The 24327-nt window shown below is 42.7% G+C and carries 19 protein-coding genes; all 19 read left to right on the forward strand.

Going from position 1 to position 24327, the window contains the following annotated elements:
* Positions 1–45 precede the first annotated feature (45 nt).
* The 19 genes from rpoC (at position 46) to ABDD94_RS06390 (ending at position 24318) form a co-directional block, all read left to right on the forward strand.
* Positions 46–4335 (forward strand): DNA-directed RNA polymerase subunit beta', encoded by a 4290-nt coding sequence (gene rpoC / locus ABDD94_RS06300; protein WP_345948381.1) that lies wholly within the window; start codon positions 46–48, stop codon positions 4333–4335.
* A gap of 133 nt (positions 4336–4468) precedes the next feature.
* Entirely contained in the window at positions 4469–4780 is a 312-nt protein-coding gene (locus ABDD94_RS06305; RefSeq protein WP_345948380.1) for a DUF3467 domain-containing protein, read from the forward strand.
* A gap of 190 nt (positions 4781–4970) precedes the next feature.
* Entirely contained in the window at positions 4971–5756 is a 786-nt protein-coding gene (locus ABDD94_RS06310; RefSeq protein WP_345955124.1) for a polysaccharide biosynthesis/export family protein, read from the forward strand.
* Between the two features lie 27 nt (positions 5757–5783).
* Complete coding sequence (locus tag ABDD94_RS06315) at positions 5784–8111, forward strand: polysaccharide biosynthesis tyrosine autokinase (RefSeq protein ID WP_345955125.1); 2328 nt, start codon at positions 5784–5786, stop codon at positions 8109–8111.
* A gap of 4 nt (positions 8112–8115) precedes the next feature.
* On the forward strand, positions 8116–9066 hold the full coding sequence (locus ABDD94_RS06320; protein ID WP_345955126.1) for a hypothetical protein: 951 nt from the start codon (positions 8116–8118) through the stop codon (positions 9064–9066).
* 2 nt (positions 9067–9068) lie between these two features.
* Entirely contained in the window at positions 9069–9929 is an 861-nt protein-coding gene (locus ABDD94_RS06325) for a glycosyltransferase family 2 protein (protein WP_345955127.1), read from the forward strand.
* A 91-nt stretch (positions 9930–10020) separates the two neighbouring features.
* Positions 10021–11157, forward strand: coding sequence for a glycosyltransferase family 4 protein (locus ABDD94_RS06330; protein ID WP_345955128.1), 1137 nt, complete (start codon positions 10021–10023; stop codon positions 11155–11157).
* Between the two features lie 47 nt (positions 11158–11204).
* The gene (locus tag ABDD94_RS06335; protein ID WP_345955129.1) at positions 11205–12179 is read left to right on the forward strand and encodes a glycosyltransferase; all 975 of its coding nucleotides are present in this window, start codon (positions 11205–11207) and stop codon (positions 12177–12179) included.
* A 32-nt stretch (positions 12180–12211) separates the two neighbouring features.
* Positions 12212–13339: a hypothetical protein gene (locus ABDD94_RS06340; RefSeq protein ID WP_345955130.1), complete on the forward strand. Its 1128-nt coding sequence runs from the start codon at positions 12212–12214 to the stop codon at positions 13337–13339.
* 5 nt (positions 13340–13344) lie between these two features.
* Positions 13345–14373: a glycosyltransferase family 4 protein gene (locus tag ABDD94_RS06345; protein ID WP_345955131.1), complete on the forward strand. Its 1029-nt coding sequence runs from the start codon at positions 13345–13347 to the stop codon at positions 14371–14373.
* A 1-nt stretch (position 14374) separates the two neighbouring features.
* A complete protein-coding gene (locus tag ABDD94_RS06350) occupies positions 14375–15616 on the forward strand; it encodes a glycosyltransferase family 4 protein (RefSeq protein ID WP_345955132.1) in 1242 nt (413 codons plus the stop codon).
* 42 nt (positions 15617–15658) lie between these two features.
* Complete coding sequence (locus ABDD94_RS06355; RefSeq protein WP_345948370.1) at positions 15659–17032, forward strand: hypothetical protein; 1374 nt, start codon at positions 15659–15661, stop codon at positions 17030–17032.
* A gap of 60 nt (positions 17033–17092) precedes the next feature.
* Positions 17093–18208 carry a glycosyltransferase gene (locus tag ABDD94_RS06360; RefSeq protein ID WP_345955133.1) on the forward strand — a complete coding sequence of 372 codons (1116 nt, stop codon included), beginning with the start codon at positions 17093–17095 and terminating at the stop codon, positions 18206–18208.
* Between the two features lie 21 nt (positions 18209–18229).
* Positions 18230–19366, forward strand: coding sequence for a glycosyltransferase (locus tag ABDD94_RS06365; protein ID WP_345955134.1), 1137 nt, complete (start codon positions 18230–18232; stop codon positions 19364–19366).
* Positions 19367–19423: 57 nt separating this feature from the next.
* Positions 19424–20212, forward strand: a complete 789-nt coding sequence (locus tag ABDD94_RS06370) for a glycosyltransferase family 2 protein (protein ID WP_345948367.1) — start codon at positions 19424–19426, stop codon at positions 20210–20212.
* Positions 20212–20781, forward strand: coding sequence for a WcaF family extracellular polysaccharide biosynthesis acetyltransferase (locus ABDD94_RS06375; RefSeq protein ID WP_345955135.1), 570 nt, complete (start codon positions 20212–20214; stop codon positions 20779–20781). The genes ABDD94_RS06370 and ABDD94_RS06375 overlap by 1 nt, the downstream gene beginning before the upstream one ends.
* A 156-nt stretch (positions 20782–20937) precedes the next feature.
* Positions 20938–22227, forward strand: coding sequence for a WcaI family glycosyltransferase (locus ABDD94_RS06380; RefSeq protein WP_345955136.1), 1290 nt, complete (start codon positions 20938–20940; stop codon positions 22225–22227).
* Positions 22228–22258: 31 nt separating this feature from the next.
* The gene (gene gmd / locus ABDD94_RS06385; protein WP_345955137.1) at positions 22259–23371 is read left to right on the forward strand and encodes a GDP-mannose 4,6-dehydratase; all 1113 of its coding nucleotides are present in this window, start codon (positions 22259–22261) and stop codon (positions 23369–23371) included.
* An 8-nt stretch (positions 23372–23379) separates the two neighbouring features.
* Complete coding sequence (locus tag ABDD94_RS06390) at positions 23380–24318, forward strand: GDP-L-fucose synthase (protein WP_345955138.1); 939 nt, start codon at positions 23380–23382, stop codon at positions 24316–24318.
* The last annotated feature ends 9 nt before the right edge of the window (positions 24319–24327 follow it).

Below are 24327 nucleotides of genomic sequence, written 5' to 3' on the forward strand. Positions count from 1 at the left end.
TCCGGTTACCACCGTCACTTATCACTAAATCATCAAAAACGATATATGTCTTACAAAAAAGATAATAAAATCAAAAGTAACTTCACTACCATTACCATCAGTTTGGCCTCACCAGAGTCTATCCTGGAGCGTTCAAGTGGTGAAGTTCTGAAACCAGAAACCATCAACTACCGGACCTACAAGCCTGAGCGTGATGGTTTATTCTGCGAGCGTATTTTTGGTCCGGTTAAAGATTATGAGTGCCATTGCGGCAAATACAAACGTATCCGTTACAAAGGTATCGTGTGTGACCGTTGCGGTGTTGAAGTAACCGAAAAGAAAGTACGTCGTGAGCGCATGGGACACATCAACCTGGTGGTTCCTGTGGCACACATCTGGTATTTCCGCTCGTTGCCAAATAAAATTGGTTACCTGCTGGGCTTACCAACTAAAAAGTTAGATTTAATTATTTACTACGAGCGTTACGTAGTAATTCAACCAGGTATTAAAGAAACAGACGGAATCTCTAAAATGGATTTCCTGACTGAAGAAGAATACCTGGACGTATTAGATACCTTACCAAAAGAAAATCAGTACCTGGACGACAAAGATCCTCAGAAATTTGTAGCCAAAATGGGTGCTGAGGCTTTGGAAGAGTTATTAAAACGTATAGACTTAGACCAGTTATCATACGATCTGCGTCACCAGGCTGCTAATGAAACTTCACAGCAACGTAAAAACGAAGCTTTGAAGCGTTTGCAGGTTGTTGAGGCTTTCCGCGATGCGAAGAACCGTATTGATAATAACCCAGAGTGGATGATCGTAAAGATCGTTCCTGTTATTCCGCCGGAGTTGCGTCCGTTAGTGCCACTGGAAGGTGGTCGTTTCGCAACCTCCGATTTGAATGACCTTTACCGTCGTGTAATTATCCGTAACAACCGTTTAAAACGTTTGATCGAGATTAAGGCACCAGAGGTGATTTTACGTAACGAGAAACGTATGCTACAGGAAGCTGTGGATTCGTTATTCGACAACTCACGTAAAGTTAACGCGGTAAAAACGGAAGGTAACCGTGCCCTTAAATCACTTTCAGACATCCTGAAAGGTAAACAGGGCCGTTTCCGTCAGAACTTATTAGGTAAACGTGTGGACTATTCTGCCCGTTCGGTAATTGTTGTAGGTCCTAACCTTAAATTACACGAGTGTGGTTTACCTAAAGATATGGCTGCCGAGCTGTTTAAACCATTCATCATTCGCAAAATGATTGAGCGTGGTGTGGTTAAAACAGTAAAATCTGCCAAAAAGATTGTTGACCGCAAAGACCCATTAGTTTGGGATATATTAGAGAACGTGCTGAAAGGACACCCTGTATTACTAAACCGTGCGCCTACGCTGCACAGGTTAGGTATCCAGGCATTCCAGCCAAAACTGGTTGAAGGAAAAGCTATCCAGTTGCACCCATTAACTTGTACCGCGTTCAACGCCGACTTTGACGGTGACCAGATGGCTGTGCACGTACCACTTGGTAACGCTGCTATTCTGGAAGCCCAAATATTAATGCTGGCGTCACACAACATTCTGAACCCTGCTAACGGTACGCCTATTACAGTACCATCACAGGATATGGTTTTGGGTCTTTACTATATTACTAAAGGCCGTAAAACTGACGATACCCGTGTTGTTAAAGGAGAAGGTTTAAGCTTTTATTCTGCTGAGGAAGTTATTATTGCTTACAACGAGAAGAAAGTTGACCTGCACGCCTTTATCAAAGTAAAAGCAAACTTTAAAGAACGCGATGGCAGCATCGTAAACAAATTGATTGATACTACTGTAGGCCGCGTACTGTTTAACCAGCACGTGCCAGAAGAAGTAGGTTACATCAACGAGTTGCTGACCAAAAAATCACTGCGTGACATTATCGGCGAAGTTGTTAAAAACACCGGTATGGCCCGTGCTGCCCAGTTCCTGGATGATATTAAGGAATTAGGTTTCCAAATGGCATTCCGTGGTGGCTTGTCGTTCAACCTGCAGGACGTAAACATTCCTGCACAAAAAGTTGATCTGATTCAGCAGGCATCACGCGAGGTTGAAGAAGTAATGAATAACTATAACATGGGTTTCATTACCAACAACGAGCGTTACAACCAAATCATCGATATCTGGACCCGTATCAACAACCGTTTGACTGCGAATGTGATGGAAATCCTTTCGACCGACAACCAAGGCTTCAACTCTGTTTACATGATGTTGGATTCAGGTGCACGTGGTTCCAAGGAGCAGATCCGTCAGCTGGCAGGTATGCGTGGTTTGATGGCCAAGCCTCAAAAATCAGGTTCGGGCGGTGAAATTATCGAAAACCCAATCTTGTCTAACTTTAAAGAAGGTCTGTCGGTATTAGAGTACTTTATCTCTACCCACGGTGCCCGTAAAGGTTTGGCGGATACCGCTTTGAAAACAGCGGATGCTGGTTACTTAACCCGTCGTTTGCATGACGTTGCCCAGGATATGATTGTGGGTGAAACAGATTGCGGAACTTTACGCGGTATATTCACTACAGCGCTGAAAGATAATGAGGATATTGTTGAGCCATTATACGACCGTATTTTAGGCCGTACCTCACTGCACGATGTGTTTGACCCGTTAACCAACGAACAATTGGTAGGTGCTGGTCAGGATATTGATGAGGAAATTGCTAAGAAGATAGAAAATTCGCCACTTGAAGGTATTGAAATTCGTTCGGTATTAACTTGCGAAAGCAAGCGTGGCGTATGTGCTTTGTGCTATGGCCGTAACCTGGCAACAGGGAAGCGTGTACAAGCCGGTGAAGCTGTGGGTGTAATTGCAGCACAATCAATCGGTGAGCCGGGTACACAGTTAACCCTGCGTACTTTCCACGTGGGTGGTACTGCATCAAACATCGCTGCTGAGTCACAAATCAATGCCCGTTACGATGGTATCATTGAGTTTGAAAACGTACGTACTGTACCGTTTGAGACCGACGAAGATGGCACAGTAGAAGTGGTTCTGGGCCGTTCAGGCGAGTTCCGCATTATTGAGCCGGGCAGTAACAAGGTTATCATGACAAATAACATCCCTTATGGTTCTTACCTGTACATTAAAGATGGCAGCAACATTACCAAAGGCGATCGTATCTGTTCATGGGATCCTTACAATGCCGTTATCATCTCTGAGTTTGCCGGTGTAGCTAAATTTGATGCTGTATTAGAAGGTATTACCTTCCGTGAGGAATCAGATGAGCAAACCGGTCACCGTGAGAAAGTAATTATCGATACCCGCGACAAAACCAAGAACCCGGTTATCCAGATTGCTGAACGTGGCGGAGACATCATTAAAGGATATAACATTCCGGTAGGTGCCCACATCTCTATCGAAGAAGGCGAAAAAATACAAACCGGACAGGTAATTGCTAAAATTCCTCGTTCAACCGGTAAAACCCGGGATATCACTGGTGGTTTGCCACGTGTAACCGAGTTGTTCGAAGCACGTAACCCATCTAACCCGGCTGTAGTAACCGAGATTGATGGTGTGGTAACCTTAGGTGGTGTAAAACGTGGTAATCGCGAAATCACTATCGAGTCGAGAGATGGTCAGGTTAAAAAATACCTGGTGCCATTGTCTAAACACATTCTGGTGCAGGATAACGACTTTGTGAAAGCTGGTATGCCATTGTCTGATGGTTCAATCTCTCCTGCCGACATCTTGGCTATTAAAGGCCCTGCTGCTGTGCAAGAGTACCTGGTAAATGGTATACAAGAGGTTTACCGTTTGCAAGGTGTGAAAATTAACGATAAACACTTTGAGGTTATCGTTCACCAGATGATGCAGAAAGTATCTATCGAGGATCCGGGCGATACCCGCTTCCTGGAAAGAGAAGCCGTTGACAGCTGGGATTTCATGATCGAGAATGATGAGATCTTTGATAAAAAGGTTGTTGTTGATCCGGGAGAATCTGCTACGCTTAAACCAGGTCAGATTGTATCATTACGTCGCTTAAGAGATGAGAACTCTGTTTTGAAACGTAAGGATCAGAAACTGGTTGAGGTAAGAGACGCTATTGCGGCAACTTCGAGCCCAATACTGCAAGGTATTACCCGTGCATCATTAGGTACCAAGTCGTTCATCTCGGCTGCATCGTTCCAGGAAACTACGAAAGTACTGAACGAAGCTGCAATTGCCGGAAAGCGCGACTTAATGTTAGGTTTGAAAGAAAACGTTATTGTAGGTCACTTAATTCCTTCAGGAACCGGCTTGCGTGCATATGACAATATCCGCGTAGGTTCACAAGAAGAGTTTGACCGCTTAATGGCTTCAAAAACTGAAGACGTAGAAGCGTAATTAACAAAAGAATAATTACAAAGCCATCCTGTTTACAGGATGGCTTTTTTTGTTAATAGCAATGCTTAAATATTAACTTTTAAATAAATATAAATTCACTATAACAAATAATAAGGTTTAGTATTTTAGCAATATGGAAGAAGCAAACGAAAACCAGCTAAACATAGAGTTATCGGAAGAAATTGCAGAAGGAATTTATTCAAATTTGGCTGTGATAACGCACTCTAATACAGAATTTGTACTCGATTTTATAAGAGTAATGCCGGGAGTGCCTAAAGCAAAGGTAAAATCAAGAATTATTTTAACCCCCGAGCACGCTAAAAGATTACTTTCGGCACTCGAAGATAATATTGAAAAGTTTGAGGCGGTAAACGGCCGTATAAAGCTCCAAAACGATGCTCCTGGCTTCCCGCTCAACTTTGGTGGTACAATGGGACAAGCATAAAGTTTATTAATAATTCAATTATATTTAATTATATTTAAAAAATTGCTAATTTTAAGGCGCAAATTGCCTTGAAATTTGAATTGAGGGTTTGTTTTAGACGATAATAGGTTGCTTAAAGTGGCCTTTATACTTGATTAGATACGCTATAATTATTTATAGAAATAAAGTGCTGTTCAATATCTTCCTGTAAATGAAAAGAAGTTACTTTCGAATATTTGTCTTGCTGTTAAGCTGTTTGTCTCTGTTTTCTTCATGCAAAAGTGTAAAGCAGCTAACTCTCTTCCAAAAAAACGCAGTTACCGATCCCGATACCATCGGATATACCAAAGCTTTTCCTTCGGCAATACAACCAGGGGATATCTTGTCTGTAACGGTTAATTCATTAAGTGCAACAGCAACGAGTTTTTTCAATCCCTATCAGGGTGCTGGCGGAGCAGCTGCCGGAGGCGCTATTAATTCGCAGGAAGCACCCGGCTACCTGGTAGACCAAGCCGGGCAAATCGATTTACCACTTATAGGGAGCATTAAGCTTGCCGGTTTAACCACACGTGAGGCGAAGAACTTGGTTAAAGATAGCCTTAAAAAGTACCTAAGAGAGCCTACAGTAACCTTACGTATAGTTAATTACCGTGTTACTTTCCTGGGCGAATTTAATAACATTGGCGTTTTTAACATACCTAACGAACGGGTATCCTTACCCGAAGCCTTAGGTTTGGCCGGAGATTTAACTACATATGCCCGAAGAGACAATATCCTGGTTATCCGGGAGGTTGATGGTAAGAAGCAGTTCGGCCATGTAAATCTCAATAGTAGGGATGTGTTTAATTCTCCTTACTACTATTTGCGTTCAAACGATTTGGTTTATGCGGAGCCTTCTGCTGGTAAGGCAGTTCAGAACAACTCTTTCTTTAGAATTTTCCCGATTGTTGCCGGTGTAATAACCTTGGCTATAGCGCTATTTACCCAGGTTTTATAAGGGCTGTCTCTGCCATCAAATTCAATCATGAATACAGAAGAAGAATTATACGATCCAACGATACAAACCGGTGCTGAGAGCGAAGGGGGTATTGTTGACCTTATATTAGGTTATTTACGATATTGGAAGTGGTTCTTGCTTTCGTTATTTGTGTTTTCGGTAATAGGATATTTCTACGTAAAAACGCAGGTTCCGCAGTATTCCATCCAAACTCAAATTCTACTAAAAGACGCCAAGCAGGCCACCAACAAAATGGTTTTGGAAGAACTGGGTGTTACACCGCCGAACCTTGAAGTTGAAAACGAGATCTTGATCATCAAGTCAAGCTCGTTAATTGAAAAAGTGGTTAAGGATTTAGCGCTGCAAACTGAATATTATGCCGAAGGCAGGTTAAATAAACGTTTACTCTACTTAAACGAACCCGCCAAAGTTGAGATGATTACGCCATCGCGTAATACTTACACCAAACCATGGCCTATTCAGGTTATCAACAATAACGAAGTTTTATTTAACGGACAGAAAGTGCCTTTCAATAAGCCAACAAGTACGGCGGCTGGTGTTATTTTGGTTAAGCCTGTTCAAGCCTATACAAAGGAACCATACTTTGTCAGCTTTAGTTCGGTAGAAGACGTAGCACGGGTATACCTGAGCAGATTAATGGTTGCGCCCGTTAGTAAACAAAGCAACATGCTCGTTCTTTCTACCGAAGATGCTATACCTAAGCGTGGCGAAGACTTTTTGAATGCCGTGGTTCAAGCCTACATTGAGGCATCATTGAGCGACAAGACACAAACTATTGCCAATACCATAGCATGGATTGATGAACGTATTAAAGTACTTCAGCGCGAACTAGGTACAGAGGAAAGAAATGTTCAGCAGTTTAAGTCACAAAACAACACAGTTGATTTAGGTACCCAGGCATCGCAAATTTATGGAAGAGTAACAGCAAATGACGCTAAAGTTACCGACATAAATCTGCAGTTAACCATGTTAAAGCAAATAGAAGGCTTTTTAGCAAAGCCCGATAATGTGGACGTAGTTCAGCCCTCTATGCTGGGCCTTTCGGATGGTACCATAACCTCGATGGTTAGCCAGTTAGGAACACTTAAGTTGCAAAAGCAAAGCCTGCTCAGAACAATTCCTGAAACTAATCCTGTTGTTGCATCGATTAATGATCAGATACTATCTCTTAAAAGATCTCTTAAAGAAACGCTGGGCACCTTGCGCAGCAATTTATTGCTAAGTAAGCGTGAGGTTGAAAAGCTGAACTCAAAGTTCGAATCTGACTTACAGCAAGTGCCTGTTAGAGAGCGTGAATTAGTAGATGTAATGCGGAACCAAAGTATTAAAAATAACTTATTCAACTTCCTCTTACAGAAACGCGAAGAAACCGGGCTTGCCCTGGCTCAAAATACGGCAGATGGTAGGGTAATAAATCCAGCTCGTGCCACAGGAGCACCTATAAAGCCTGTGAAATCTACCTTATACATGATATTTGTGTGTTTGGGCATAGGTTTGCCCTTGGGTGTGATACTCCTGAAAGACATGCTGAATAACACCGTTCGTCGTAAATCGGACATTACCCGAACTACAAGGGCGCCTATTATAGCACAGATATCCCATTCAGATGATGCCAATGCCTTAACAATTACAGCCAAGCCAAGGTCTGTTATTGCTGAGCAGGTGAGGGCCTTAAGAACCAATCTCGATTTCCTGATCGCAAATCCGGATAGTAAAACCATTCTCTTTACATCAACAGTGAGTGGTGAAGGTAAGTCTTTTATTTCCTTGAACCTTGGTGCAAGCTTGGCGAGCACCGGCAAAAAGGTAATTATATTGGAGTTAGACCTACGGAAGCCAAAGTTGTTATCAACCCTGGGCATGGAAAAGAAAGTAGGCTTGTCAGACTATTTGATTGGTAAGGTTGCCTATAAAGACATTATAAGAGAGGTACCTCAGCAGGAGAATTTTTACATGATAGAGAGTGGAACTATTCCACCAAATCCTGCCGAAATTTTGATGAATAGGAATATGCCTGTCATGATTGCCGAGCTTAAGCGGGATTATGACTACATACTTATCGATGCACCACCAATTGGCTTAGTAACTGACGCGCAGATATTAGGGCAGTATGCCGATGTTACTTTCTTTTTGATAAGGCATAACTTTACACGTAAAGCGCATATAACGCTGCTTAATGAGCTTTACGTTAAAAGAGTATTCAGAAACCTTAACATTATTTTTAATTCTATTGATGCCTCCTCGTTTGGATATGGCTACCAGTATGATTATAGTTATTATGGTGAAGCCGAGCCAAAAAAAGGCTTTTGGGCAAAATTGATTGGAAAAAGCTAACCCTATGAGTTCTGTAATATGTACACTTTTTGAGGGGCATTATCATTTTGGTGTGGCCTCACTTGTTAATTCTTTACAGAAGAACGGATTTGCAGGTGATATTTTTGCCGGATACAGGGGAAGTTTACCCTTTTGGGCGGCAGATGCAAAAGAGAGCAGCCTCCCTAATTGGCCCACGGCTTATACCTTTACCGTTTCTGATCAGATTCAACTCCATTTTTTACCGCTTACTACAGAGTATCATTTAACGAATTATAAGCCAAACTTTTTGTTAGAGCTATGGGATGGCCCTGCTAAAAGTGCCGACAATATATTCTACTTTGACCCGGACATAACCGTAAAATGCGAGTGGGAGTTTTTCGAGAGCTGGGTGCAGTGTGGCGTTGCCTTAGTGCATGAGCGATCAATGAATGATATGCCGCCCAGTCATCCGCTCAGGCAGTGGTGGTTTAAGGTGATCGAGAAGTGTGGTAAAACAGTTACGCGCGATTTATATTCGTACATAAACGGTGGCTTTTGCGGCGTAAATAAACGCCATATAGAGTTTTTGCAAACTTGGGTAAGTGTAATGGATGCCGGGTTTAAATACTTCGAATTAAGCGCCAGTCAGTTTAAACATAAATTAACCAGGTCACATCTTTTTCAGGCACAGGATCAGGACGGATTGAACATTACTGCCATGTGCAGCCTTTCGCCTATCAGCGAAATTGGGCCCGAAGGCATGGATTTGATTAGTGGCGGTAAAATTATGTCACACGCTTTGGGATCTACCAAGCCATGGAAAAAGAAGTTTATACGTACTGCATTGCGAGGCAAAGGCCCCTCACTGGCCGATAAGCATTACTGGCTTTATGCCAAGTATCCCATAAAAGCACATAGCGATTATGAGCAGCGATTAAAAAAGACATCCCTTTTACTGTCATCTTTTATTCACCGCTTTTATAGGAAAGGTTAAGCATGGCAGATGTTGTTGAATATAAATTAAGTATTGCCATAGTTACCCGCAATCGGCCCGATCTGCTGGAGCAATGTTTAGCAAGCCTTTACCAACAACCCCATTTGTGGTTCGAGGTTTTAATATCTGATGATTCATCGGAGTCGGAATCCATCCAAAAAAACAGGGAGATTGCCGAGGCATATCATGCACAATACCTAAGGGGCCCACAAAAAGGGCTATATGCTAACCGCAACTTTGTGGCTAAGCATTGTAAAGGAACACACATCCGTACTATGGACGATGATCATACTTTTCCGGTTGGTCACTTCGAAGCTTGTCTACAAAAGATCAAAGAAGATCCTAAAGCCATTTGGGTGATAGGAGAGTATTCGCCACCAAGGGTTCCACCCAACGCCGCACCTTACCGCGGCCCGGGCGAATTGCATCCAAGAGGGTTTTCCACGCAGCCTAAAGACAGCCAAAACAGTCATGCCATATCATGCGGAGCCTCGATATATCCGCGCGAGGTAGTTGACCGGAATATATTGAATAACGAGTACTTCAGGTTTGGTTACGTGTATTTAGAGTATGGTGCCCGGTTAAAGTATCTGGGCTATCGTATCAGGCATCTGTCTGATACCTTTATACACCACAACTTTATACCGGTAAGGAGGTCTTTTAACAATAGCGTAGAAATTCTGGACAGCATGGTTTACGCACTGCTGTCATTGTCGTTCGTTTATCAACCAACAGCGGGTAACAAAATTTCTACTATGGCAGCCATAACAAAGGCCCTGGTTACTAATAAAGAATATACGGTTAAGCACTTGCTGAAAAATTTTGAAAGAATAAAGCAACTTAAACAGACCGTTAAGTCGTAAACAGTAAACCTAATTGGCTGGGTTAAGATTTAGTGCATTGATTAGGTTAATGGCCGGTTATGGCTTAGCGCAACCAGATAATAAACTTTAGATGGAGATCTTATTTGTAAGTGATTTTCTTTACAAGCCTGATAGCGGTGCTGCCGGTAGCTTAATCACTATTGGTAACCATGTGGAACAACTTGGGCATAAAGTAGATTACTTATGGCATAAGGATAGAAAGTATGTAAAAGGACCCAACTACGGCCGGATCTTGGAACTACCTTTTGTTCAATATAACCAGTTAAAGGAAGCCTTGCTTAAACACAATTATGATGTTGTGATAGTTAGCCAACCTCATGCCTGGTATGCCTTCAAAAACCTGAGGCAACAATATCCGCAAACACTTTTTATCAACCGGACACATGGCTGGGAACTGCGGTTAGCACTAACGAGATATAATTTTTCAAAAAAAGAAACGTCGGTAGCCGCTCTGAAAAAATGGTTGCTCATCAAATTTTTAAAGCACTGCTCGGTGCTAACAGTAAAGTACAGTGATGCCGTTTTCTGTGCAGGTTCGGATGATGCAGAATACCTCAGGAATGATTATCCCGAACATTCGGGCAAAATATTTAAAATAAGTTACGGATTAGACAGCAGTTATATCGGCATTGGCCTGCGCCCCAAAGCAAGTACGAAAGTACACTTTTTGTTTGCCGGGCAATATCTGGTGCGTAAGGGAATAAAAGATTTACAAAGCGCATTTAAACAGCTTAGCGATCGGTCGGGAGAGTTTGTTGTTACATTTATAATTAACGACGATGCCTTAGTACAGGCCCGGCAGGATTTTGACTTTTTAGATAGTGAATCTCTTGTGATTAAACCTTGGGTAAAACGTAACGAACTAGCGGATATATACCTGGATAATGATGTGTTTTTAATGCCATCATACGGTGAAGGATTTGGCAAGAGCACATTAGAAGCCATGGCTTGCGGATTATGTGTAGTGGGCTATTTGGAAGGGGCGCTACGCGACTTTGGCCGCAACAAGGAAAATATGTTGATAAGCAATCTTGGAGATACTGCGGGTTTATTAAATAATATTACCTACGCGCTGAACAACCGGGATGAGATAAAAGCATATGGTTTACAAGCGTATAAAGATGTGCAGCAGCAAACCTGGAAAAAACATGCCACTGATACCATAAATATTTTAGAAAGCTTAGGCGCAAAAAGCACAATACGTTAACAGTATACGGGCGTATGCTACAAACGCCTTACACCATAAACTTAGCAATGATTACAACAGAATTAGCCGTTATCATAAACTCGTTTAACAGACTATCCTTATTAAAGGAATGCCTCTCGGTATTATCTGATTGGCTGCCTGGTTCGGAATTTAAAGATAATTGTGTTGCAGTTGTATACGATGCCGGATCAAAGGATGGTAGTGTAGAATGGCTTCAAAGCGAGGCTTTATCATTGAACATTCCTGTTAGATTGATGATCCCCCAGCCGGGAGATGATACGTCTTTTGCAGCAGGGCTGAATGCCGGTGTAGCCTATGCCATAAGCGAGTATAAATCGTTGAAGTATTTGTTGTTTTACGAGACGGATAATCAAATTTTGAGTGCCGGGCCGTTAAAGCAAGCACAGCAAATGCTGGAGCATGACAGTAAATTGGCCGCCTGCGGGTTCACTGTAAAAAGGCATGACGGAAGTTTTGCCGGTGCCGGATCACCTTTTCCTAAAATTACGAACTTTGCCTTGGGGAAACAGGTGGTGCACAAGTTTAAACTGGAAAGGATTCCGTACCGCTGGCATGAGCAAATTGCGGGTATAAAATTCAGTTATGCAGATATTGTGTATACAAGCCCCCTGCTGGTTAAGGTGAAAGCCTGGCAGGAATCGGGCGGACTGGATGCCCAAATGTTCCCATTTTCAGACTGTGATTTAGATTGGGCAAAAAGGCTGCAAATCCTGGGGTGGAAAATGGGGATCATCGAAAGCAATGAAGTGATTCATGACAATATGCAAAGTTTATCGGCATGGTCAAAATCTAGGGCCAAGCAGTTTCATCGTGGCCGCCTCCGTTATTTTCTAAGGCATCGCCCGGCGGCTGTATATGCTATTTTTCCGGTTGTATTAATGCTGCGGCACAGCATTGAGTTGCTCGCAGCAAGATTCTTTGTAAAAGATGCAGAGCGTAAGGAGCAACTTACCGGACAGTTCAAAGGGCTGCTAAATTCTTGTTTTAGTAAGTACGAGTAATACCTATTCATTACACTATAATATTAGCTGATTTGAAAATTGCATTCATTTGTGGTTGTTTGGAGCCCGGAAAGGATGGGGTGGGTGATTATACACGCTGCTTAGCAGGGCAATTAACACGCCAGGGTAACCAGGTAATGATTGTTGCTTTGAATGACCAGCATGTTCCGCAAATCACACGTGAAAGGCAAGAAATTGAGGGCAATAAAATCAGCATCTTACGTATTAATACCAGTAGCAGCTTTAATCAGGTAGTAGAAGATATTAAGCACTTTGATCCCCACTGGATCAGCCTGCAATTTGTGCCTTACAGCTTTCAACGCAAGGGCTTACCCTACCAGTTAGCCAGTATGTTAAGTAAATTAGGTACGCATAACAAATGGCACATCATGTTTCATGAACTATGGGTTGGTGCGCAACAATTCGACTTCAAAAAAAAGATTTACGCTTTATTGCAAAAGGGAATTATCGGCAATCTAATTAAATCCGTAGATCCTTCGATAATACACACGCAATTGCCCCAGTACAAACAACAATTAGCGGCGTTATCTAAAAGAAAAATCAACCCGCTGCCATTGTTTTCGAACATTAGTATGCATCATGGTAACGTGTTGTATAACAGTAACGTCCGAAAATTTATACTGGGTTTTTTTAGCCAGGCCGATGTGTCGAACAATGTTATTATTTTTATCAAAGGCTTAAAAGACGCCTTATCTAAAGAAAACAGAGCATTGGAAGTGGTTTTTATAGGTGGCAAGGGCGGCAAAGTTCATAAAGGTGCAGCAGTGTTGAAAGCGCAGTCGATTATTGAGCAAGTGACTTCTACCGGCTTTTTAAATGATCAGGAATTGTCACAGGCACTGCAAAGCTGCCATCTTGGTATAACCTCAGTTCCACGGCATGCGCTTGGTAAAAGCGGAAGTGCAGCTGCATTTATTGAACATGGCGTTCCGGTGGCAGCACCCAACATACATCCTGGTTTTAACAATAACAATATAGGCTTTTTAGATGATCGGTTAAAGGACTGCATTGTGCTTCATCCCAACCTTACGGAAGTTGAAAAAGCAAAAGCTGCGGTCGAGGCTGCCTGTGAGCTTATCAAGCTTTCAACCGTAACCAATCAATTCCTGGCCGATTTAAACAGTATTAAAGTTAATTAATAGCCATGCCACTCAAGATATTATTTATCACTCACAAGTTTTATCCGGATATCGGTGGTATTGAGGTAAACTCCGAAATACTTGCTTTGCAGTTCCATGCTGCCGGGCACGAGGTTGAGATGCTTACCTGGACAGCCGCTAGCGGCGACAAGGAGTTTCCATTCAGAGTTATAAGGCAACCCAACAGGGCAATGCTTTTTAAAGCGCACCGTTGGGCCGATGTAGTTTTTGAAAATAATCCATCGCTGCGTTTGTCATGGCCAGCCCTGTTCTTTCGTAAACCCATTGTAGTTGCGCTTCGAACCTGGATAAACCGTATGGATGGCAGCATTGCCTGGCAAGACAAGTTAAAAGTTCAATGGCTCAAGCGGGCGTCGGGTGTAATTGCCGTAAGCGATGCTATCCGTAAACGCTGCTGGCCAGCAGCCATCGTTATAGGTAATCCGTATCGCAACACGCTGTTTAAGGTTATTGCAGGTACAGAACGGAGTAAAGATTTTGTATTTATGGGCCGGCTCGTGTCTGATAAGGGTGCCGATATCGCCATCAACGCTATCAATATATTGGCAGACAAAGGAATCAGAAAGTCGTTAACGATAATAGGCAACGGTCCTGAGCAAACCAAGTTGGAACAAATGGTAACTGCATTGAGCCTGACAGAACAAGTAACCTTCACAGGCGCTTTAAGTGGCGAAAAGCTGGTTCAACACCTTAATCAGCATCAGTATCTATTAGTGCCATCCATTTGGGAAGAACCATTTGGTAATGTAGCACTCGAGGGAATGGCTTGCGGTTGTTTACCCATAGTGTCTGACGGAGGTGGCTTACCTGATGCAGTAGGTAAAGCAGGTTTGGTAGTAAAACGTGGCAGTGTTAATGCCCTGGCCGATTCATTAGCACATTTGTTAGGAAGTTCTTCGCTTGAACTGGAGTTGAGAAATGCGGCGCCGGAGCATCTTAAAAGCCATGAGCCACAAAAGGTGGCTGAAGAATATCTGAAAGTTATAGAAAAAGCCGTAACTACCTTAAAGTAGTATGAAGATAATTTTATCCCATCCCACCGGAAATGCCAACGTGAGAGCTGTTGCGCAAGGCTTGAATGAAGCTGAGACGCTGTCGGGCTTTTATACGGCTATAGCTTCTTTTCCTGGAGACTGGCTCGACCGCGTAAGTGGTATAGGTGCTTTGGCTGAAATTAAACGCAGGCAGTTTCATCCGGCTTTGCAGGCGCGTACCAAGTTTTATCCTTGGTTTGAGACCGGCAGGTTACTGGCTTCTAAATTACACTTAAGTAAATTGACCAGGCACGAGCAAGGTATGTTTTCTGTTGATGCTGTTTACCGGCAGCATGATAAATGGGTAGCCAGAAATTTAAAATCACAGGCTGGTAGCACAGCCTACACTGCGGTATATGCCTATGAGGATGGGGCTCGGTATTCATTTAATGAAGCAAAGCGGCTTAATATTCCCTGTTATTATGATTTGCCTATAGGCTACTGGCGTACAGCAAGGCGTTTGCTAAAACAAGAGATTGAAAAATGGCCCGAATGGGCTTCGACCTTAACCGGCTTCAAAGATTCGGATACTAAACTCGGTTATAAAGACGAAGAGCTACAATTGGCCGATCATATATTTGTGGCAAGTAGCTTTACTGCAAAAACACTGGCCGATTTTAATGGGAGGCTGGCACCCGTTACGGTAATTCCTTATGGCTTTCCGGCAGTTGAGCCGCGGAGTGATTATAACAGTAATGGAAAATTACGGGTGCTGTTTGTTGGAGGACTATCGCAACGTAAAGGTATCGCCAATCTTTTTGCCGCGGCAGGTGAGTTAGCCGATTTTGTGGACCTAACCGTGGTGGGGCGTAAAGCAAGTAATGATTGTGCAGCGTTAGACAATGCATTAAACAAACATAAATGGATACCCAGCCTGCCCCATGCAGATATTTTAAAATTGATGCGTACACAGGATGTACTGGTGTTTCCATCACTGTTTGAAGGCTTTGGGTTAGTTATTACGGAGGCCATGTCTCAGGGATTAACGGTAATCACCACAGACAGAACCGCAGGGCCGGATCTCATAACTAATGGCGAGAATGGACTGCTTATTGAAGCCGGCTCGACACAGGCTATAACCCTGGCCCTGGAAAACTTGATTAATGACAGACGTAGGATTCGTTTAATGGGCCGTGCAGCTCAGGAAACTGCAAGCAAGCGCACCTGGCATGTATACGGGCAGGAACTGGCCCGCGCCATTGCGACGTTAAACCGTAAATGAACGTAGTGTTAATTATCGTTACATTTACTTAAATGATATGGAATGGCTGAAGAAATAAAGTATATAGGTAAACCAGCTGTAGCGCGGCAAGTAAGGCAAAATGCAGCTAAAAAGAACGATCCTTACAGATCGTTAAAGATTGCGCTATGGAGTTATTTCCTGTTACTTATTTTTGAAGGTGCATTGCGTAAATGGGTTTTACCCTTTTTAGCAACACCGCTTTTGCTGGTACGAGATCCTATTGTAATTTGGGCTATGTACAAAGCAAATAAATTAGGCATCTTACCTAAATCTAACTACATCAGCACGTCTGTTGTAATTGGCGTGATCAGTATTTTTACGGCGGTGCTGTTTGGGCACGGAAACATACTTGTCGCCTTATTTGGAGCCAGGACTTTTTTGTTCTATCTGCCTTTTATTTTCCTGATAGGAAGGGTTTTTAACAAGAACGACGTTATAGAAATCGGCAGAGCAACCTTATGGATAGCTCTGCCCATGACTGTGCTTGTAACTGCCCAGTTCTACAGTCCGCAGTCGGCCTGGGTTAACCGCGCAGTTGGCGGTGATGAAGGCGGAGGCTTCTCCGGTGCGATGGGGTATTTCCGCCCGCCGGGCACTTTCTCGTTCACTAATGGCGTGTCGTTATTTTATACTTTTTTAAGTTGCTATGTATTTTATTTCTGGCTCAATCAAAAACTTATAAACCGCATTGTATTGTTGGCAGCCACGTTTTGCCTCGTTGCATCCATCCCGCTTTCTATAAGCCGGGCGTTGCTTTTTTCCATTTGTGTGGTAGCATTGTTTGTTGTACTGGCCTCGGCCCGTAAGCCAAAGTATATCGGGAAAGTGATAGCGGCCAGTGTAGGTTTATTTCTGCTTTTGATGATATTGAGCAAGCTGAGCTTTTTCCAAACGGCTACTGAGGCATTTACCCATCGTTTTGAATCGGCCGGTAATAGCGAAGGCGGATTGGAGGGTACGCTGGTTGACCGTTATTTAGGAGATATCATTACGCCCCTTTCTTCGGCGTTAGACGCCCCGATTTTCGGCTTCGGTATAGGCTTGCTAACCAACGTAGGTAGTAAGCTAACAACGGGTATTATTACCTCGGGTATTGCAGAGGGCGAGGTAGGCAGGATGATTGCTGAAATGGGGCTTATACTGGGTATCATTGCACTCATTATTCGCACCAGTCTCAGTATAAAAACGTTTAAAATGGCTTATAGTAAACTGGCTACCGGAGAAGTGCTGCCCTGGACGTTGTTATCCGTGAGCTTGTTATTGGGGCCGCAGGGTAACTGGGCGCAGCCTACATCTTTGGGTTTTAGTGTGCTAACCATAGGGCTGGTTATAGCCGCAACTAATGAGCCAAGGAAGGTTGTAGCCAAAAAACCACAACCTGTAAGTACCGTCTGATATATTTATTTAATGCAAATAGTTCTCTTTACACATCCACCTTTTCTGGGTTCACAAAGCATGCCTCGTTTTGCTAAATTTTTGGCTGAAGGTATGCAGCAACGCGGTCACGAGGTAGAGGTTTGGACTCCTAAGGCTTTGTTTTACAAGGTGCCGGTACCAGCAAGCCTAAAAAAATGGCTGGGTTATATTGATCAGTACCTGGTATTTCCTTCACAAACACGGGCACGTTTAAAAGCTTTACCGGCTAATACCTTATTTGTGTTTGCAGATCATGCCTTAGGCCCCTGGGTGCCTTTGGTGGCTCACCTGCCGCACGTAATTCACTGTCATGATTTTTTAGCTCAAAAGTCGGCGCTTGGACACATACCCGAAAATCCAACAAGCAGTACGGGTAAAAAATATCAAAAGTTTATAGGGGATGGGTACAAGCAAGGGAAAAATTTCATTTCCGTATCGAACAACACGCGGCAGGATTTGCACCAAATGTTAGGCTACATGCCACGGCATTCAAAAATGGTTTATAACGGCCTTACACAAAACTTCAGCCCGCAAAACAGGGACGAAGCAAGAAGTTTGATTGAGCGCGAAACCGGCATACAAACCCAGGCTGGCTACTTGCTGCACATAGGTGGAAATCAATGGTACAAAAACCGTGTTGGTGTCATTAAAATATATAATGCCTGGCGTAAAGCTTATAATCAAAGCTTGCCGCTGCTTATGGTGGGCGCTAAGGCTAATGCCGCATTACTGTCAGAATGGAGCAACTCGCCTTATCAAAAAGATATTCATCTACTCAGTAGCAGAACCGATGATTTTATAAAGTGGGCTTACAATGGCGCAAGTGTTTTTTTGTTTCCGTCATTAGCCGAAGGATTTGGCTGGCCTATAGCCGAGGCAATGGCCTCCGGCTGCCCGGTAATTACAACCGACGAAGCGCCTATGACCGAGGTGGGCGGCAGCGCTGCATTTTATATCCCACGCAAAAGGCTTGGCAATGTGGGCAATTTATGGGCTACAGAAGCTGCCGCGGTAGTTAATAAGGTAATTAATCTATCGCCCTCTGAGCTGGAACAGGTAATTAATAACGGTCTAAACAACGGCAGCAGGTTCAGTTCGGCTAAAGCACTTAACCAGATTGAAGAAATTTACAAGGAATTACTTAACAAGGCGTAACTAAAGACTGCCTGTCATACTATGAAAATTTTACACATCGTACCTTCTTACAAACCCGCTTACGTGTATGGCGGCCCCATTGAGTCGGTTGCACGTTTATGTGAAGGATTAGCTGCAGACGGGAATACCGTACATGTGTATACAACAACAGCAAACGGGCCAACTGAGCTTGACATAGCGCCAGGCCAGACTATGAACGTTGATGGTGTGCAGGTAACGTATTTTAAGCGCATAACTAAAGATCCAACGCATGTATCGCCGGCACTTTGGCGTACACTGTACCAAACAGCCAAGCAATACGATGTAATACATATTCATTCCTGGTGGAATATACTCGTTATGGTGGCCGTAAAAATTTGCTTAATGAAAAAGGCAAAAGTAATCGTTGCACCCAGGGGTATGCTGAGCAATTATATATTTACATCCGGCAGCAGTAAAGCCAAACAGCTTATGCACAAATTATTTGGCTATAGCTTGCTGAAAAAAACGCACTTTCATGCCACAGCCGATGCAGAATATCAGGAGTGCAGGGCACTTATACCTGGTTGGCAGGGTTTTGTGATGCCTAACATATTATCATTGCCGGGCACGGACATTGTACGCCAGGAAAATGATGTGTTCACATTGTTGTTTTTATCAAGAATACACCCTAAAAAAGGTCTTGAAATACTGTTTCAAGCCATTAGTCAATTTAACTTTAAGGTTAAGCTTAAGATTGCCGGCGACGGGGACGCAGATTATATTGCACAACTAAAAGCCTTGGCAACACAGTTAAATATAAGTCATAACGTAGAATGGCTGGGATGGAAATCGAGGGAGGATAAGTTCACTGAACTCTTGCAGGCCGATCTATTTGTCTTAACCTCTTTCAATGAAAACTTTGCCAATGTAGTGGTGGAGGCATTGCACATGGGCACTCCTGTGCTTATTTCTGAAGATGTAGCTTTAGCAGGCTTCGTTAAGAATAACGATGCCGGTTGGGTTTGCACCTTAACGGTTGATGACATAGCCGCAAAGCTTACAGAAGCTGAGAGTCAGGTAGAAAAGCGGCAGCATATTCGCCGCAATGGCCGGGAAATCATAAACGGTGTGTTTGCCGAATCAAAGCTTATTGCCGGTTATATACATGCTTATAAGCAAATTATATCAGGCAATTGACAATATCATTAAATAAAGAATTAATAAATAGGCTGCTTATATTTGAAAGCATAATACATGGAAAATACGAGTGCAGATATATTACAAGCTGTTATCTTAACAAAAAACGAGGAGCCTAATTTAAAACGAGTTTTAGATAAGCTAACCTGGATCGGTAAAATCATAATTGTTGATAGCTTCAGTACCGACGAAACAGTTAACATTGCCAATTCTTACCCAAACGTTACGCTTGTACAACGCCAGTTTGATACGCACGCTACACAGTGGAATTACGGCCTTTCATTAGCCAATGCCAAATGGATGTTAAGCCTCGATGCTGACTATGTACTTACTACCGCCTTTTGTGAAGAGATACTAACGTTCATAAAGCAGGATAACCGGTCGGCCTACTTATCGAATTTTACTTTTTTGGTATTTGGCAAGCCTTTGCGAAAGGATAATACAACACCCCGTCCTGTTCTGTTTAAAAAAGCCGACTGTATCTATTACGATGACGGCCATACGCAAAGGCTTAGAATAAATGGTGAAACTGGTGAGTTTGCAAACCCAATTTTGCATGACGACCGCAAATCATTAAGCCGCTGGTTAAGCAACCAGGACAGCTATTCGATAAAAGAATGCAATAAATTGTTAAATACTGCCAATGACAAGGTATCTTTTAGTTCTAAAATACGTAAAAACAAAATATTGGCGCCGTTCATCGTGTTTTTCTATTCGCTTTTTGTGAAAGGATTAATATTAGACGGTTGGGCTGGCTGGCATTATACTTTGCAACGCACAATGGTTGAAATGCTCCTGGCGCTGCGCTTAATTGAAGAAGAAAAGCTGAAAGATAAAAAGCTATAATGGAAATAGATGCACAACCTAATGTTTCCAAAGTAAGTTTAAAGGACTTTAACGCAAATAACTTTAACAGAGGTACCGGCAAAGTTAAGGAAGTGTGCTGGTACCTTATTAAGGTCATTTTTTTCCTTTCACCGTTGCCTTTTCCAAGTAGCGTTAAGGCTTTTTTATTGAAGGCTTTCGGTGCAAGAGTTGGGAGCAGGGTGATTTTAAAACCTCGTATCAATATTCATTTTCCCTGGAAGCTGGATATCGGTAACGATGTGTGGATTGGTGAAGAAGCATACATTTTAAATTTTGAAAAGGTAATTATTGGTGATAACGTATGTATTTCGCAAAGAGCCTTTTTATGCGGCGGAAATCATAATTATAAAGACCCTTCTATGCCGTATCGTAATGGGCCTATTACGTTGTTAGACGGGTGCTGGGTTGGTGCATGCTGCTTTGTTGGGCCTAATGTTGTGATTGGAATCGACGCTGTAATTACTGCATCAAGCGTAGTTACAAATAGCTTAGCAGATAACGGAGTTTACAGGGGAAATCCTGCCGCTTTTGTTAAATACAGGTGGTAGAATTAATATTTACATTTTACTATAAATTAATAATTTTGTATATTATAAATACGATGATTGTGTTATCTGTAAGAAATAGTCTGTATTTTTAACTTGTTTGCAAATATTTTATATATTTACAATTAATTTGTCTTAGCCGGAATCAAACTATCTTGAATGAAAAGGGAAAAAATCCTATTAATTAGCCATAACTTTTCTCCCGAGCCTACTGGTATAGGGAAGTATAACGGCGAAATGATAGAATGGTTGGCTAAAAACGGTTATGACTGTACGGTTATAACTACGTTTCCATATTACCCACAGTGGAAAGTACAGGCCCCTTACAGCAACAGGTGGTATAAAAAAGAAATCATAGATTATCCTGATAGTGATGCCAAGGTAACCGTTTATCGTTGTCCGTCTTATATTCCCACCCGTCCTACAGGAAAGCGCCGAATGGTTCAAGATATATCATTCTGGTTTTTTAAATCTTGGGTAATTTTTAAGTTGCTGTTATCATCAAAGAAGTTTGATTTGATAATAACTGTTGCTCCACCTTTTCATTTGGCCTACCTGGGGTTAATGGTGAAAAATTATAGTGGCGGAAAGCTACTTTACCATATACAAGATATGCAGATTGAGGCTGCTCAAGACCTTGGAATGCTATCCAGCAATAAGTTATTAGATAAGTTATATGAAATTGAGTATAACTTACTGTCAAAGGTGGATTACATAAGTACTATATCTGAAGGTATGGTTGATAAAGTAAAAGCGAAGGTTGACAAAGATGTTTTACTTTTTCCTAACTGGGCCGATACTTCGTACTTTTTTCCGATATCTGAAAAAGACAAAATAAAGCTCAAGTGGGGCTATCAGCCTAATGATCTCATTGTACTTTATTCAGGAGCTATAGGCGAAAAGCAAGGACTCGAGAACGTAATATTTGCAGCCGAAATACTAAAGCAGGAAACCCAGGTAAAATTCATAATTTGCGGATCAGGCCCTTACAAAGAACGGTTGATAGAAATAGCCAGGGAGAAAGGCTTAAGTAATATTAACTTTGTTCCTGTGCAGGGTAAAGAAAGTTTCAATGAGTTTTTGAATCTGGCTGATGTTCATTTGGTTCTGCAAAAAGCAAATGCAAGTGATTTAGTAATGCCATCCAAACTCACTACTATATTAGCCGTTGGTGGTACATGTATTGTAACTTGCCTTGCCGGAAGCTCTTTATACAACATTGTGAATAAATATGACTTAGGTTATATTATTGAGCCTGAGAATTTCGAAATTTTAGCTGATAAAGTTTTGCAATTAAGATACAATAAAGAAGAGACGATTAGAAAGTGTAATAATGCCCGGCAGTACGCACTTAAGTATCTCAATATTGATAATGTAATGGGTATTCTAATTGATCAGGTAGTAAATAAATCTCCTGTTTTTGAATTGGATTTACCTAAAAATAATTAAAATATAACATAACTTCACTCAGATTATACGCATGAAGAAAGCACTACTAACAGGGATAACAGGTCAGGATGGGGCCTATTTAACAGAGTTACTACTGGAAAAAGGCTACGAAGTACACGGCATCAAACGCCGTTCATCGTTGTTCAACACTGATAGGATAGACCACCTGTACCAGGATCCGCATGAACTACATCCCAGCCTGGTTTTGCACTACGGCGATTTGTCTGACTCCACCAATCTGATCCGCATCATCCAGCAGGTACAGCCCGATGAGATCTATAACCTGGGTGCGATGAGCCATGTTAAGGTAAGCTTTGATACGCCCGAGTATACAGCCAATGCCGATGGTATCGGTACCCTGCGTTTGCTGGAGGCTATCCGTATTTTAGGATTAGAAAAAAAGACCCGCATCTACCAGGCTTCCACCTCCGAGCTTTACGGTTTGGTACAAGCCGTTCCGCAAAGTGAGACGACGCCTTTCTATCCCAGAAGCCCTTATGCCGTAGCCAAGCTGTATGCTTACTGGATTACGGTTAACTACCGGGAAGCCTACGGCATTTATGCCTGTAACGGCATCCTGTTCAACCATGAGAGTCCGCTCAGGGGTGAGACCTTCGTAACGCGTAAGATCACCCGTGCGGTAGCCAAGATAGCCATGGGTTTGCAAGACAAGCTTTACCTGGGTAACCTGGATGCACAGCGCGACTGGGGACATGCCAAAGACTATGTGGAGGCAATGTACCTGATCCTGCAGCAGGAAACACCTGAAGACTTTGTGATAGCCACCGGTGTAACCACTTATGTACGCGACTTTGTGCGCATGGCTTTTGCCGAAGTGGGTATCGAGGTTGAATTCAAAGGCGAAGGTGTAGAGGAAAAAGGTTATGTGGTAAGCTGCTCAAAACCGGAGTTTCAGGTTGCAGCAGGTACCGAAGTGGTAGCTGTAGATCCTAAGTATTTCCGTCCTACGGAGGTAGAATTACTGATTGGTGACCCAACTAAATCAATGACCAAGCTGGGCTGGAAACCGAAGTATGACCTGCAAGGTTTGGTGGCTGAGATGGTGGCTATGGACGTAGACCTGTTCCAACGTGAAAAACTGCTGAAAGACTCAGGTTACCAAATCAAAAACCAGTTCGAATAGGCTTCGTGATGGAAAAAGGAGCGAAGATATATATAGCCGGTCACCGCGGAATGGTGGGGTCGGCTATAAAGCGCAAGTTGGAGCAGGAAGGGTTTACAAATTTTGTAACGCGCGGTTCATCAGAGCTTGATTTACGCAATCAGGAAGCGGTAGCTGTGTTTTTTGAACAGGAAAAGCCTGACTATGTGTTTTTGGCAGCCGCTAAGGTGGGTGGTATTGTAGCTAATAACACGTACCGGGCTGAGTTTTTGTACGATAATTTACAGATACAGAATAATATCATTCAATCGGCTCACCTCAACGGCGTAAAAAAGCTGATGTTCCTGGGATCCAGTTGTATCTATCCTAAAATGGCGCCACAGCCCTTAAGAGAAGATTACCTGCTTACCGGCCCGTTAGAAGACACCAATGAGCCTTATGCTATAGCTAAGATCGCCGGTATAAAAATGTGTGATGCTTACCGTGCACAGTACGGCTGTAATTATATCTCGGTTATGCCAACCAATTTGTACGGTTATAACGATAATTACCATCCGCAGAATTCGCATGTTTTGCCAGCCATGATCCGCAGGTTTCATGAGGCCAAAGAGCAAGGTTTACCTTCGGTTACCATTTGGGGAACCGGCTCGCCTAAAAGAGAGTTTTTGTTTGCCGATGATTTAGCTGCAGCATGCTATTACCTGATGGAGAATTACAACGAAGCTGGTTTAGTAAACGTAGGGACAGGTGAAGACCTGTCTATAAAAGAGCTGGCGGAGCTGGTTAAAGCAACCGTGGGTTATCCAGGAGAGATTACCTTTGATACCTCGAAACCGGATGGTACCCCGCGCAAGTTAATGGATGTCTCCAAATTGCACAGTAAGGGCTGGAAACATACAATAGACCTGCCAGAAGGTATCCGGTTAGCTTACCAGGACTTTTTAACAAAACATACAGTAACACAATAAAAATTTATA

The sequence above is a fragment of the Mucilaginibacter sp. PAMB04168 genome (assembly GCF_039634365.2).
GTDB lineage: Bacteria > Bacteroidota > Bacteroidia > Sphingobacteriales > Sphingobacteriaceae > Mucilaginibacter.

Coding starts and splice junctions, on each gene's coding strand:
- ABDD94_RS06370 (WP_345948367.1), top strand. CDS start 19,424: ATGGAAAATACGAGTGCAGATATATTACAAGCTGTTATCTTAACAAAA.
- rpoC (WP_345948381.1), top strand. CDS start 46: ATGTCTTACAAAAAAGATAATAAAATCAAAAGTAACTTCACTACCATT.
- ABDD94_RS06320 (WP_345955126.1), top strand. CDS start 8,116: ATGAGTTCTGTAATATGTACACTTTTTGAGGGGCATTATCATTTTGGT.
- ABDD94_RS06335 (WP_345955129.1), top strand. CDS start 11,205: ATGATTACAACAGAATTAGCCGTTATCATAAACTCGTTTAACAGACTA.
- ABDD94_RS06390 (WP_345955138.1), top strand. CDS start 23,380: ATGGAAAAAGGAGCGAAGATATATATAGCCGGTCACCGCGGAATGGTG.
- ABDD94_RS06365 (WP_345955134.1), top strand. CDS start 18,230: ATGAAAATTTTACACATCGTACCTTCTTACAAACCCGCTTACGTGTAT.
- ABDD94_RS06355 (WP_345948370.1), top strand. CDS start 15,659: ATGGCTGAAGAAATAAAGTATATAGGTAAACCAGCTGTAGCGCGGCAA.
- ABDD94_RS06345 (WP_345955131.1), top strand. CDS start 13,345: ATGCCACTCAAGATATTATTTATCACTCACAAGTTTTATCCGGATATC.
- ABDD94_RS06350 (WP_345955132.1), top strand. CDS start 14,375: ATGAAGATAATTTTATCCCATCCCACCGGAAATGCCAACGTGAGAGCT.
- ABDD94_RS06315 (WP_345955125.1), top strand. CDS start 5,784: ATGAATACAGAAGAAGAATTATACGATCCAACGATACAAACCGGTGCT.
- gmd (WP_345955137.1), top strand. CDS start 22,259: ATGAAGAAAGCACTACTAACAGGGATAACAGGTCAGGATGGGGCCTAT.
- ABDD94_RS06380 (WP_345955136.1), top strand. CDS start 20,938: ATGAAAAGGGAAAAAATCCTATTAATTAGCCATAACTTTTCTCCCGAG.
- ABDD94_RS06330 (WP_345955128.1), top strand. CDS start 10,021: ATGGAGATCTTATTTGTAAGTGATTTTCTTTACAAGCCTGATAGCGGT.
- ABDD94_RS06360 (WP_345955133.1), top strand. CDS start 17,093: ATGCCTCGTTTTGCTAAATTTTTGGCTGAAGGTATGCAGCAACGCGGT.
- ABDD94_RS06305 (WP_345948380.1), top strand. CDS start 4,469: ATGGAAGAAGCAAACGAAAACCAGCTAAACATAGAGTTATCGGAAGAA.
- ABDD94_RS06310 (WP_345955124.1), top strand. CDS start 4,971: ATGAAAAGAAGTTACTTTCGAATATTTGTCTTGCTGTTAAGCTGTTTG.
- ABDD94_RS06325 (WP_345955127.1), top strand. CDS start 9,069: ATGGCAGATGTTGTTGAATATAAATTAAGTATTGCCATAGTTACCCGC.
- ABDD94_RS06375 (WP_345955135.1), top strand. CDS start 20,212: ATGGAAATAGATGCACAACCTAATGTTTCCAAAGTAAGTTTAAAGGAC.